The organism is Oceaniovalibus sp. ACAM 378 (genome assembly GCF_008085915.1).
GTDB lineage: Bacteria > Pseudomonadota > Alphaproteobacteria > Rhodobacterales > Rhodobacteraceae > Oceaniglobus.
In genome coordinates, this window is record NZ_VSJK01000009.1 from 1 (window position 1) to 12,172 (window position 12,172).

A 12,172-nucleotide genomic window follows, 5' to 3' on the forward strand; every position below is an offset into this window, starting at 1 on the left:
TGTCCTCTGTCAATCGAGGCAAAATCACCTCGATCAACAGCACACACCCAACATCACAAAACGCGAAACAAATCCCAGCTCAGCACATAGGCAGAAACAAGCGCCCTATCGCGGAGCGATTTAGTGCAAGAGCCCAAAGTTACGTGATTCTGCATTATGCGCGAAGGTCCGGCTCGTTCATATGATTGACGTTCTGCCGTGTTCAATTAAGCTGCGACTACCAGAAACAGGTTAGGTCGGTGCGGTTGGCCCGGCCCCCAATTCCTAGCGGGTCCTTACGTGCATCGGCGCTCCGATAGTCGTGTCCCATGGTCCAGATACCCGCGCATGTCGTGCGGGCAGAGCAAAGGACATGGAAATGCAGCAACAGATCGCAGTTGTAACACTTGGGATATCCGACCTCGAAAGATCAAAGGCTTTCTATCGCGACGGGTTCGGCTGGACTCCGGTCTTTGAGAACGCGGAAATCGCCTTCTACCAGATGAACGGATTTGTTTTAGGCACATGGCTGAAATCGTCCCTTGAAGAAGACACAAAGCACCAAGTTCTTCCGGGATCGGGTGCTGTGGCGCTTGCGCACAATGTGTCTAAAGAAGGCGATGTTCAAACTGTCCTCGACAAGCTCGTTGCCGCCGGAGCGACGGTGCTTCGTGAAGCTGATGAGCCTCCCCAAGGCGGACGTCGCGGATATATCGCAGACCCGGACGGTCATATCTGGGAAATCGCATTTAACCCAATGTGGCCAATCGACGAAGACGGACATGTGACATTCAAAATGTAGCGCGATGAAAGCCTGTCGAGCGTCGTGTCCGGTGCGTCGCTCGACAGATCTTTTAAACCAGATGCGAAATGTCTTGCGACAATGTCAGACGGCAGCTTGGTCCGCACAGTAGACCTCGGTGCCCCCGAGAACCCGGCAAGGTGATCGAATGGCCGATTTGAGGAAGCTATGATGCGCCGCCTGGAGAGCTGGTGAAGGTGGCGGTTGTCGCCAACAAGGGACCAGGAATCAGGGCCCGCGATAGACGAACATCTTGTCCCGCGAAGTCTGACCACGCTGCAATGTCAGATGCGAAGGGGCGACTTTCATCGCACGCGCCAACACCCAGCGTACCGCGTCATTTGCTTTGCCGCCCTCTGGCACGGTCGTGACTGCGATCCGCACAACACCATCCATAACCGTCACGGCGTTTTGACGCGCTCCCGGCGTCACCTGAACCGTGATTTCAGCATCGGGACGGGCCAGATCGGAAAGGTCCGGCAGGTTACGAATTTTCGGTTTCGCCATGGACACACTATGCTCCGGCGCGGGGCGAAAAACCATAGCTTGAATATTAATTGAACGGTAGAAATAGGCCAAGAATGGCGGTAGGGCGGGATATTACGAACGGCGGGAAAGTCCGCAGCGCGGCCGTTGATGATGCTGGATGCGACGCTCAGCTGCCCGGCGGTAAGGGCGAATCTGTTTGACGGATCGGCCGAGATTGCATGCCGGTAAATGTGCACGGATTTCGCGATTTGTGCCAAATGTGTCGAGATCGGCTGAAGGTCCACACGCGGGCCATCTGGCACCTTGCCCAAAGACGCAAGGATGCGCCATATTCGCGATGGATTGACGGCGGGTGGGCGAGGCCCTAACTCCTGCGCCATATCACCGCAGGAGCCGCAGATGAGCCTTTCGAACGGTCGCCAATATCTTGCCATTCCGGGTCCTTCGGTCGTGCCCGACCGGGTGTTGAACGCCATGCACCGCGCGTCGCCCAACATCTATGAGGGCGAGTTGGTTGAAATGATGCCCGGTCTGATCACAGGGCTGAAATCCATCGCCCGCACCCGCCACCACTGCGCGATCTACATCTCGAACGGGCATGGCGCATGGGAAGCGGCGCTGGCGAATGTGATTTCGGACGGCGACCGGGTTCTGGTGCTGGCAACCGGACGTTTCGCGCTGGGCTGGTCCGAGGTCGCGACGCGGATGGGAGCCGTGTGCGAGATCATCGACCATGGCCGCCAAGCGCCGGTGAATATGGGAAAACTGGCCGCGGCACTGGCGGCAGACCCGGATCACCGGATCAAGGCTGTAATGGCGGTACAGACCGACACATCGACCAGCGTGCGCAATGATGTGGCGGCGATGCGCGCCACGCTGGATGCGGCAGGACACCCTGCGCTGCTGATGATCGATTGTATCGCCTCGCTGGCCTGTGATGATTTCCACATGGACGACTGGGGCGTCGATGTGATGGTCGCCGCTTGCCAGAAGGGGTTGATGGTGCCGCCAGGACTGGGATTTGTATTTTTCAACGATCGCGCCGACCGGGTGCGCGAAACCGCAGGTCGGGTGACGCATTACTGGGACTGGCGCCCGCGCGGCTCGGCCGACGAGTTGTGGCAGTATTTCGACGGCACGGCCCCGACGCACCACCTCTATGGGCTGCGCGAATCGCTGGCGATGATCGACGAGGAAGGGCTCGACAACGTATTGTCACGCCACGCCACTTTGTCGCGCATGATCTGGGCGGCCTTCGATGTCTGGGGGCAGGGCGGGCCGATGCAGTTGAATATTTCCGACCCCGCCCTGCGCAGCCATGCCGTAACGGCGGCCCGTCTGGGCGCTCCACACGGCAAGGCGTTGCGCGACTGGGTCACAGCAAACACCGGAGTCACACTGGGAATCGGGCTTGGCATGATCGAGCCCGGCGATCCGTTGGCAACCGGATACTTCCGGATCGGCCACATGGGCCACGTCAATGCACATATGGTGCTGGGCGTTCTGGCAAGCATCGATGCGGGGCTGAAATCCATGGATATTCCCCACGGACGTGGCGCACTTGATGCCGCAGCCGAGATCTGTGCCGAGGCGGTCAGAAAGCGCTGACGCGCTGCCTTCGGCGAGAGTATTTTTGCAAAGAAGAAGCCGGGGGTCCGGATTCGTCAATTTGGCAGATTGCCGGAAGGGGCGGGCGGTGCGTGGCCTTGATCGCACCGGCGTCCGCTTTGCCCCGTTGCCGCCAGAGGTGCGGAACGGGGCGGACGGATCAGGCCGCGCTGCCGCCCACGGTCAGGCCGCCGATCATCAGCGTTGGCTGGCCGACGCCCACGGGCACCCATTGGCCCGCCTTGCCGCAATTGCCGATGCCGGGGTCCAGGGCGAGGTCGTTGCCGATGGCGCGGATCTGTTTCAGCGCGGTTGCGCCGTCACCGATCAGGGTGGCACCGCGCACCGCCGCGCCGACCTTGCCGTTCTTGACCCGGTAAGCCTCGGTGCAGGAAAACACGAACTTGCCACTGGTGATATCCACCTGTCCGCCACCGAACCCGACCGCATAGATGCCGTCCTTGAGATCGGCAACGATATCGCCCGGCGCGGCATCGCCCGACAGCATATAGGTGTTGGTCATCCGCGGCATCGGGATATGCGCAAAGCTTTGCCGCCGCCCGTTGCCTGTGGGATGAACCCCCATCAGCCGCGCATTCTGCCGGTCCTGCATATAACCGACCAGCACCCCGTCCTCGATCAGCAGGTTGCGCGCGCTTGGCGTGCCTTCGTCATCGACCGAGATCGACCCGCGCCGGTCAGGAATCGTGCCGTCGTCCAGTACGGTCACGCCCTTTGATGCCACTTGTTGCCCCATCAGGCCCGAGAAGGCGCTGGACTGCTTGCGGTTGAAATCGCCCTCGAGCCCATGGCCCACCGCTTCGTGCAGCAGGATACCGGGCCAGCCCGGGCCAAGCACGACATCCATGATTCCTGCGGGGGCCGGTTCGGCCGAGAGGTTGACCAGCGCAATGCGCAGCGCCTCGCGCGTGACACCTTCCCAGTGATCGCGGATCAGCAGGCCAGTCAGCCCGGTGCGCCCGCCGCCGCCCATGCCGCCGGATTCGCGCCGGCCATTCTGTTCGACGATCACACTGACGTTCAGCCGGGTCATCGGGCGGATATCGCGCACGGAATGGCCCTCGGGGCGCAGAATTTCGACCTCCTGGATCGATGCCGCCAAAGTGGCCGAGACCTGCACAACGCGGGGATCCAGCGCCCGGGCGAAGGCATCAATCTCGCGCAGCGTATCAAGCTTTACCGCAAACACCGCGTCACCCATCGGATCGCTGTCGGAATAGAGCCTGACGTTGGTGGCGCGGGGCGGTTCAGCCATCGTGCCGCCACCGTCGCCCACGGCAAGCCGGGCGGTTTCGGCGGCGCGGCGCAGCGCCGATTCTGAGATTTCCGTCGAATGGGCATATCCCGCCACTTCGCCGCGGACAGCGCGCAGGCCGAATCCTTCGGAGGCGTCATAGCTGGCGGTGCGCACCCGACCGTCGTCAAAGGCGATAACCTCGGAGCGGGCGCGTTCGAAGAACAGTTCCCCGTCGTCGGCCCCCGAAACGGCGCCGCGCAACACAGACAGCGCGGTATCGGCGTCAAGCAGGGTGTCGAGCGGGCGGAAAGGCGTATCGGTCATGGCGGCTCCTGGTCGGCTTTGCAACGGGTCGGGCGGAAAAACACGGGAAGCGGCTGAATGCCGCAATAGACGTGCTTGTCCCTTCCGGTCTAATATGGTTTCACCACACGGGAACACAACGGGAGTCTGCCCGGGCAGCCGCCCGAGGGGCGGCAGCCGGATGAAGATCGGACGGGGCGGCGCAACCGCTCGCAGCCAAAGCAGGAACGGGACATGCGCATGAACACCAGGATCGCGGGCCTTCTGGCCGGATTTCACGGTCTTTTGATCCAGGGATTTTTCGTCGGGGCCGCCTCGGCCCAGGATGGAATCGACGGGCTTGAGATTGTCGGCAAGCCGATCGCCGGCGGAGTCAATTTTCAGTTCGCCGCGACCGAACTGGCGCGCGACATCCACTGGCTGGACTGGGGGCTGGTGATTGTCTGCACCGTGATCACCCTGTTCGTCGTTGGTTTGCTGGCCATTGTGGCGATCCGTCACAACCACCGCGTCAATCCGGTGCCGGCAAAATTCACCCATAACACTCCGATCGAAATTGCCTGGACGATCGTTCCTATCGTCATTCTGGTGTTCATCGGTGCGTTTTCCCTGCCGGTTCTGTTCAAGCAGCAGGAAATTCCGACAGCGGATGTGACGATCAAGGCAACCGGGTATCAGTGGTACTGGGGCTATGAATATCCTGACAGCGAATTTGCCTTCGACAGCTTCATGCTGAAGCGCGACGAGCTTGAGGAATACGGCTATACTCAGGGCGAATACCTGCTTGCGACTAATGCCGCCATGGTGGTTCCGGTGAACAAGACGATCGTCGTACAGGTGACCGGTGCCGATGTGATCCATTCGTGGACGATTCCCGCCTTTGGCGTGAAACAGGACGGAATTCCGGGGCGTCTGGCCGAACTTTGGTTCAAGGCCGAGCGTGAAGGCATCTATTTTGGCCAGTGTTCCGAACTTTGCGGTAAAGATCACGCCTTTATGCCGATCACCGTCAAGGTTGTCAGCCAGGAGGCGTATGACGCCTGGCTGCAACGCTCGATCGAGGAATATGCCGGAGTGCCGCAGGCCGTGACCGGTGTTCAGGTGGCCGCAGCCGAATAGGTGACGTTCCGGGTGCCGAAGACCGGTTTTGATAAGCCGGTCCGCAGCCGCGAAACCGGCGGGGTGAAAGCCCCGCCCCTTAGTCAGTGAAAGCAAGCCATGACCGACGCAACAACATTCGAGATGGAGAACGAAGCCAGCTTCGGTGATTATTTCGCCCTGTTGAAGCCGCGCGTGATGTCTCTGGTTGTCTTCACGGCCTTTGTCGGGTTGATGGTTGCGCCGGTCTCCGTTCATCCGATGATCGGGTTCTGCGCGGTTTTGTTCATTGCTGTCGGGGCGGGCGCCGCCGGTTCGCTGAACATGTGGTGGGACGCCGATATCGACGCGGTGATGAACCGCACCAAGAACCGTCCGATTCCGGCTGGCAAGGTCACCGGCGACGATGCGTTGGCAATCGGTCTGACATTGTCGGTGTTTTCGGTCGTCATGCTGTGGCTGGCGACCAACGTTCTGGCGGCTGCACTTCTGGCCTTCACCATATTTTTCTATGCCGTGGTCTATTCCATGTGGCTCAAGCGCAGCACGCCGCAAAACATCGTCATTGGTGGAGCCGCAGGGGCCTTTCCGCCGCTGGTCGGCTGGGTTGCGGCGACCGGCTCGGTCTCGCTTGAGGCGCTGTTGATGTTTGGGCTGATCTTCATGTGGACGCCGCCGCATTTCTGGGCGCTCGCGCTGTTCCTGAAGAAAGATTACAACAACGCCAACGTGCCGATGCTCACAGTGACCCATGGGCGTCGCGTGACGCGGGCACATCTGCTGGTCTATACCCTGTTGCTGGCACCCTTGGCGGTTGGTCTGGGATTCACCACAATCGGCGGACCAGTCTATCTGGCGGTGGCGATCGGGGCGAACGCCTGGTTCGTCAAAGGCGCCTTCGACATTTTTCGTCGGGACGAGGAACAGGCCGAAGCCGACAGCTATCGGACGGAAAAGGCGTTTTTCCAGTTTTCGCTGCTGTATCTTTTCCTGCATTTTCTTGCGCTTCTGGCCGATGCCGGACTGCGTGCAGCGGGGGCAATCTGATGGCAATTCGGGTGGAACATGAACTTCACAAGCGGCGGTTTTCCCGCAACTTGGGTGTCGGTCTGGTGCTGGTGGCCTTTGTCGTCATCGTATTCGGTCTGACCGTGGTCAAGGTCAAACAACTGGGCGCAGTACAGGGATTCGACCATGTCGTGCGCCCGGAACTGATTCCGGAGGTGAAACAGTAATGGATGGCAAACTGCGTACATTGTGCCAGACGGTGACGGTTGTCGTCGGCATGGGCGCAATGGCCTGGGCTTCGGTGCCGCTTTACAGCTGGTTCTGTGCCGTGACCGGGTTTGGCGGCACGACGTTGGTCGGGGCGGGCAGCGATACGGTGCTGGACCAGACCATCGCCATCCGGTTTGACGGCTCGACCGAGCGCGGCATGCCGTGGGAATTCAAACCTGTCGAGCGGCAGATGACCGTAAAGATCGGCGAAACCGGGTTGGCCTTTTATGAGGCATACAACCCGACCGATCGTGTTGTCGCCGGATCGGCTGCCTATAATGTGGCGCCGTTCAGTGCGGGTGGTTTCTTTACCAAGATCGATTGTTTTTGCTTCGAGGAACAGGTTCTGCAACCCGGTGAACGGGTGTTGATGCCGGTTACCTTTTATGTCGATCCTGAAATTGTCGATGACCGTGACGGGAAGTTTGTCAAACACATCACACTGTCCTACACGTTCTATGAAATCGATCTGCCTGAACAGCAGGCATCGCTGATCCAATAAGCCCGAACCGAGGGAACGCTCATCATGGCGCACGAAAAGAACCACGACTATCACATCCTTCCGCCGTCGATCTGGCCTTTGATCGGCGCTATCAGCGGCTTTATCATGCTGTTTGGTGCCGTCATGTGGATGAAGGGAATCACCGCCTTCATGTTCATGATCGGCCTGGCGGGTGTACTTTACACCATGTACGCTTGGTGGTCCGAAGTGGCGGTCGAGGGCAATCAGGGCGATCATACCCCGGTTGTGCAGATCGGCCTGCGGTACGGCGTCATCTTTTTCATCATCTCCGAAGTGATGTTCTTTGCCGCTTGGTTCTGGAGCTTTTTCAAACACGCGATGTATCCCGGCGGCCCCGAGCAGCCGGCCGAGTTTCTGACCTGGCCCCCGACGGGTATCGAGACTTTTGATCCCTGGCACCTGCCATTGATCAATACGCTGATCCTGCTGTGTTCGGGCTGTGCCGCCACTTGGGCACACCACGCCTTGGCCCATGAGAATAACCGCAAGGATACGGCAACCGGCCTGATCATCGCAGTGGTTCTTGGCCTGCTGTTCACCTTTTTTCAGGCCTATGAATACAGCCATGCGGCCTTCGGGTTCTCGGGCAATATCTATGGCGCCAACTTCTTTATGGCGACCGGGTTTCACGGGTTCCATGTGGTGATCGGAACGATCTTCCTGTTTATCTGCTATATGCGACTGCGGGCCGGGCATTTCACACCGGAGCAGCATGTCGGGTTTGAGGCGGCAGCCTGGTATTGGCACTTTGTCGATGTGGTCTGGTTGTTCCTGTTTGCCGCCATATATGTCTGGGGCAGCTGAACCTTCGGGTTGTTATCAATACGGATTGAAAGGGGCGCGGGACATGGTCCGGCGCCCTTCCGGTTTCAGGGGGTATGATGGGGCGGTTCATTCTGCCGGTTCTCTTCGGAGTTGTTGGCTGCGCGATCCTGCTGGCGCTGGGTGGCTGGCAGGTGCAACGTTTGACGTGGAAAAACGAGATCCTGTCAGATCTGCGTTCCGCGATTACGGCAGCGCCTGTTGCTGTGCCCGAGTACCCAACGCCTGACATGCGGTATCTGCCGGTGCATCTGGCGGGGCGGCTCACGGGGGCTGAACTCCACATTCTCGCGTCGATCAAGGATCAGGGCGCGGTGTACCGTATCATCTCCGCCGTCGAATCGGAGGCAGGGCGGCGGGTCATGGTCGATCTGGGCACCGTTCCAACCACGGCCAAGGATGTGGCCCGTGCTGGCACCGTCGCAGTGACCGGCAACTTGCACTGGCCCGAAGAAACCGACGGGTTCACTCCCGAACCCGATCTGCCGAAGAACATCTGGTTCGCCCGCGACGTGGCCACGATGGCCGCCGCACTGGACACCGAACCGGTGCTGATCGTGGCCCGCAATATCGACGCGCCACTGCCGGGCGTCACGCCTTTGCCCGTGGGCACCGAAGGAATACCGAACGATCATCTGCAATACGCCATCACCTGGTTTTCCCTCGCCGCGATCTGGGCGGGGATGACAGGGTATTTCCTGTGGCGTATGAGGCGGACGGAACAAGAGGGATGAGCCGTTGAAATACGTTTCTACACGGGGCCGTGCGCCTGTGCTGTCGTTCGAGGATGCGATGCTGGCCGGGCTGGCCCGCGATGGCGGGTTGTATGTGCCCGAAACCGTGCCGCAGATGGCCGCTGATGACATCGCCGCACTTGCCGGGCTCAGTTATGAAGAGGTGGCGTTTCGCGTCATGCGCCCCTTTGTCGATCTGCCTGACGATGTGTTCGCCGGGCTGATCGCCGATGCCTATGCTGGATTCGGCCACCCGGCCCGCGCGCCGCTGGTGCAACTCGCGCCGGGGCATTTCCTGCTGGAGCTGTTTCACGGCCCCACCTTGGCGTTCAAGGATTTCGCGATGCAACTGATCGGTCGGCTGTTCGCCGAGGCGATGGCCCGCAAAGGCGAGCGGATCACCATCGTCGGCGCCACATCGGGCGACACCGGGTCCGCGGCGATCGAGGCTTTCCGCGGCTTGGAAAATGTCGACGTTTTCATCTTGTTCCCCCATGGCCGGGTGTCCGAGGTGCAGCGTCGCCAGATGACCACACCGGTGGAAAGCAACGTTCACGCGCTGGCACTGCACGGCGATTTCGATGATTGTCAGGCGGCGGTAAAGGCGATGTTCAACGATCACGCTTTCCGCGATGCGGTGAACCTGACGGCGGTGAATTCGATCAACTGGGCGCGGGTTCTGGCGCAGGTGGTGTATTTCTTCACCTCTGCCGTCGCCTTGGGCGCGCCGCACCGCAAGGTCAGCTTTACCGTGCCGACGGGCAATTTCGGCGATATCTTTGCCGGGTATATCGCGCGCCGTATCGGGCTGCCGATCGACCGGCTGGTGGTGGCAACGAATCGCAACGACATCCTGCACCGCACTCTGGCCACCGGTGAGCATCGCAAAGAAGGCGTTGAGCCGACGATCAGCCCGTCAATGGACATTCAGGTGTCGTCAAACTTTGAACGCGCGCTGTTTGATGCCTATGGCCGCGATGGTGCTGCGGTGACGCAACTGATGGACGAATTGCGCGACAATGGCGGGTTCCCGGTGTCTCAGGGTGCGTTACAATCCCTGCGCGAAGTCTTTGATTCGGGCCGCGCATCTGAGGATGAGACCGGCGCGACGATCCGCGCCACCCATGCCGAAACCGGCGAACTTCTGTGCCCCCATTCTGCCGTTGGGGTCAAGGTGGCGGCGGAACATCTGGACCCCGCGGTGCCAATGATCACGCTGGCCACCGCCCATCCGGCAAAGTTTCCCGATGCAGTTGAGGCTGCAACGGGGTATCGTCCGCCTCTTCCCAACCGCATGGCCGATCTTTATGACAGGCCCGAGCGGATGACCGAGGTCGCCAACGACCTGACCGACATCCAGTCCCTGATCCGAAAGCGTATTGCCTCGTGAACGTCCAGATACATACCCTGAAGAACGGTCTGCGCATCGTCACCGAAAACATGCCCGGGCTGAAATCGGCCAGCGTCGGCGTCTGGGTGTCGGCAGGCGGGCGACATGAACGCCCCGAACAGAACGGCATCGCGCATTTTCTGGAGCATATGGCCTTCAAAGGCACGGCCCGGCGCAGCTCGCTTCAGATCGCCGAGGCGATCGAGGATGTCGGCGGCTATATCAATGCCTATACCAGCCGCGAAACCACCGCCTATTATGCCCGGGTGCTTGAGGCCGATGTGCCGCTGGCCTTGGATGTGATTGCGGATATCGTGTTAAATCCAGTGTTTGCCGAGTCCGAGATCGAAGTCGAGCGGGGCGTCATCCTGCAGGAAATCGGCCAGGTTCTGGACACACCCGACGACATCGTGTTCGATTGGTTGCAGGAAGTTGCATACCCGGATCAACCCATGGGCCGCTCGATCCTTGGCCCCGCCGAGCGGGTTTCGGGGTTTGCCCGCTCTGATCTGTCCACTTTTGTCAAAGAACGTTATGGCCCCGGCGAAATGATCGTTGCGGCGGCGGGTGCGGTCGATCACGACGCCATCGTCAAGGCGGCTGAAAAACTGTTCGGCGATCTGGCACCGCGCCCCTCGGACCCGTTTACTCCGGCGCTGTTTTCGGGCGGCGAACGCCATGAAACCCGTCAGTTGGAGCAGGTGCACTTTGCACTGGCCTTCGAATCGCCAGGTTACCGCGATCCCGCGTTCTTTACCTCGCAGATCTACGCCAGCGCATTGGGCGGCGGCATGTCGTCGCGACTGTTTCAGGAGGCGCGTGAAAAGCGCGGTCTGTGCTATTCGATCTTTGCCCAGTCCGGCGCCTATGCCGATACGGGAATGATTACCGTCTATGCCGGCACCAGCGCGGCACAGATCGGCGAACTGGCGGATCTGACGGTTGATGAACTGGCCCGGGCCGCCCGCGACATGACCCCAGAAGAGGTGGCCCGCGCCCGCGCGCAGATGAAGGCCGGGCTGCTGATGGGGTTGGAAAGCCCGTCATCGCGGGCCGAGCGGCTGGCGCGGCTGCTGTCGATCTGGGACCGTATTCCCGACCTCGACGAAACCATCGCCCGGATTGATGCCGTCACCACGGGTGACGTGCGCGATTTCGCCGCGACTCTGGCGGGGGGCGGGCGTGCTGCGCTGGCGCTGTATGGTCCGCTTAAGGGAGGGCCGCGTCTGGCCGAACTGACAGGCAGATTGGCCGCGTGATGGCAGTTTGGGGCTGACGCGGTGTTTGCGGGGCGGAAGAGGTTTCGGATCGACGCCGAGCGCTTGGTCCTGCGCGCGCCTCAGCATGGAGATTTTCGTGCCTGGTCGTCCCTGCGCCATGACAGTGCGGGTTTCCTGACCCCTTGGGAACCCACGTGGTCGGCTGACCACCTGTCGCGCAAGAGTTTCACCAATCGGGTGTATTGGGCGCAACGCTCGATCAGCAACAGCACGGCGATGCCGCTGCTTCTTGTGCGGCGGGCCGATGACATGCTGCTTGGGGCGGTAACGCTTGATAATATCCGCCGTGGCCCGGCGCAGGCGGGCACTATCGGATATTGGATCGGAGAACCCTTTGCGCGTATGGGATATATGCGCGAGGCGGTTCTGGCGGTGATCCACCACGCCTTTGCGCAACTTGACCTGTCGCGGATTGAAAGCGCCTGTCTGCCGGAAAACACCGCCTCGCGGGCGCTTTTGGAACGTTGCGGATACAAATACGAAGGTGTCGCGCAGAGTTACCTGCAGATCGCCGGGCGGTGGCGCAATCATGTTCTATACGCCAACCTGCGCAATGACCGGCGCGGCAAGACCACTGTCGGATAGCCCGGCGGGTGACTTTGTCATCG

At 60.7% G+C, this 12,172-nt stretch carries 13 protein-coding genes; 11 read left to right on the forward strand and 2 right to left on the reverse strand.

The window, feature by feature from the left end:
* Positions 1 to 358: 358 nt before the first annotated feature.
* The gene (locus FQ320_RS13200; protein ID WP_148472988.1) at positions 359 to 781 is read left to right on the forward strand and encodes a VOC family protein; all 423 of its coding nucleotides are present in this window, start codon (positions 359 to 361) and stop codon (positions 779 to 781) included.
* 228 nt (positions 782 to 1,009) lie between these two features.
* Here FQ320_RS13200 and FQ320_RS13205 read toward each other — a convergent pair whose 3' ends face one another.
* Positions 1,010 to 1,288 carry a DUF167 domain-containing protein gene (locus FQ320_RS13205; protein WP_148472990.1) on the reverse strand — a complete coding sequence of 93 codons (279 nt, stop codon included), beginning with the start codon at positions 1,286 to 1,288 and terminating at the stop codon, positions 1,010 to 1,012.
* A 381-nt stretch (positions 1,289 to 1,669) separates the two neighbouring features.
* Between FQ320_RS13205 and FQ320_RS13210 the strand changes: the two genes are divergently transcribed.
* The gene (locus FQ320_RS13210) at positions 1,670 to 2,878 is read left to right on the forward strand and encodes an alanine--glyoxylate aminotransferase family protein (RefSeq protein ID WP_148472992.1); all 1,209 of its coding nucleotides are present in this window, start codon (positions 1,670 to 1,672) and stop codon (positions 2,876 to 2,878) included.
* A gap of 160 nt (positions 2,879 to 3,038) precedes the next feature.
* Here the strand turns inward: FQ320_RS13210 and tldD are convergent, their stop codons facing one another.
* On the reverse strand, positions 3,039 to 4,460 hold the full coding sequence (tldD, locus tag FQ320_RS13215; protein WP_148472994.1) for a metalloprotease TldD: 1,422 nt from the start codon (positions 4,458 to 4,460) through the stop codon (positions 3,039 to 3,041).
* 213 nt (positions 4,461 to 4,673) lie between these two features.
* Between tldD and coxB the strand changes: the two genes are divergently transcribed.
* From coxB to FQ320_RS13260, 9 genes are all read left to right on the forward strand, one after another.
* Entirely contained in the window at positions 4,674 to 5,558 is an 885-nt protein-coding gene (coxB, locus tag FQ320_RS13220) for a cytochrome c oxidase subunit II (protein WP_148472996.1), read from the forward strand.
* Between the two features lie 99 nt (positions 5,559 to 5,657).
* The gene (gene cyoE / locus FQ320_RS13225) at positions 5,658 to 6,584 is read left to right on the forward strand and encodes a heme o synthase (protein WP_148472997.1); all 927 of its coding nucleotides are present in this window, start codon (positions 5,658 to 5,660) and stop codon (positions 6,582 to 6,584) included.
* Positions 6,584 to 6,772: a hypothetical protein gene (locus tag FQ320_RS13230; protein WP_148472999.1), complete on the forward strand. Its 189-nt coding sequence runs from the start codon at positions 6,584 to 6,586 to the stop codon at positions 6,770 to 6,772. Before cyoE ends, FQ320_RS13230 begins: the two co-directional genes overlap by 1 nt.
* Positions 6,772 to 7,317, forward strand: coding sequence for a cytochrome c oxidase assembly protein (locus FQ320_RS13235; RefSeq protein ID WP_148473001.1), 546 nt, complete (start codon positions 6,772 to 6,774; stop codon positions 7,315 to 7,317). Before FQ320_RS13230 ends, FQ320_RS13235 begins: the two co-directional genes overlap by 1 nt.
* A gap of 24 nt (positions 7,318 to 7,341) precedes the next feature.
* Positions 7,342 to 8,142: a cytochrome c oxidase subunit 3 gene (locus FQ320_RS13240; RefSeq protein ID WP_148473003.1), complete on the forward strand. Its 801-nt coding sequence runs from the start codon at positions 7,342 to 7,344 to the stop codon at positions 8,140 to 8,142.
* 74 nt (positions 8,143 to 8,216) lie between these two features.
* The gene (locus FQ320_RS13245; protein ID WP_187393896.1) at positions 8,217 to 8,894 is read left to right on the forward strand and encodes an SURF1 family protein; all 678 of its coding nucleotides are present in this window, start codon (positions 8,217 to 8,219) and stop codon (positions 8,892 to 8,894) included.
* Between the two features lie 4 nt (positions 8,895 to 8,898).
* Positions 8,899 to 10,284: a threonine synthase gene (gene thrC, locus FQ320_RS13250; protein WP_148473007.1), complete on the forward strand. Its 1,386-nt coding sequence runs from the start codon at positions 8,899 to 8,901 to the stop codon at positions 10,282 to 10,284.
* A complete protein-coding gene (locus FQ320_RS13255; RefSeq protein WP_148473009.1) occupies positions 10,281 to 11,543 on the forward strand; it encodes a pitrilysin family protein in 1,263 nt (420 codons plus the stop codon). The genes thrC and FQ320_RS13255 overlap by 4 nt, the downstream gene beginning before the upstream one ends.
* Before the next feature lie 21 nt (positions 11,544 to 11,564).
* Positions 11,565 to 12,149 (forward strand): GNAT family N-acetyltransferase, encoded by a 585-nt coding sequence (locus tag FQ320_RS13260; RefSeq protein WP_148473011.1) that lies wholly within the window; start codon positions 11,565 to 11,567, stop codon positions 12,147 to 12,149.
* Positions 12,150 to 12,172: the final 23 nt, after the last annotated feature.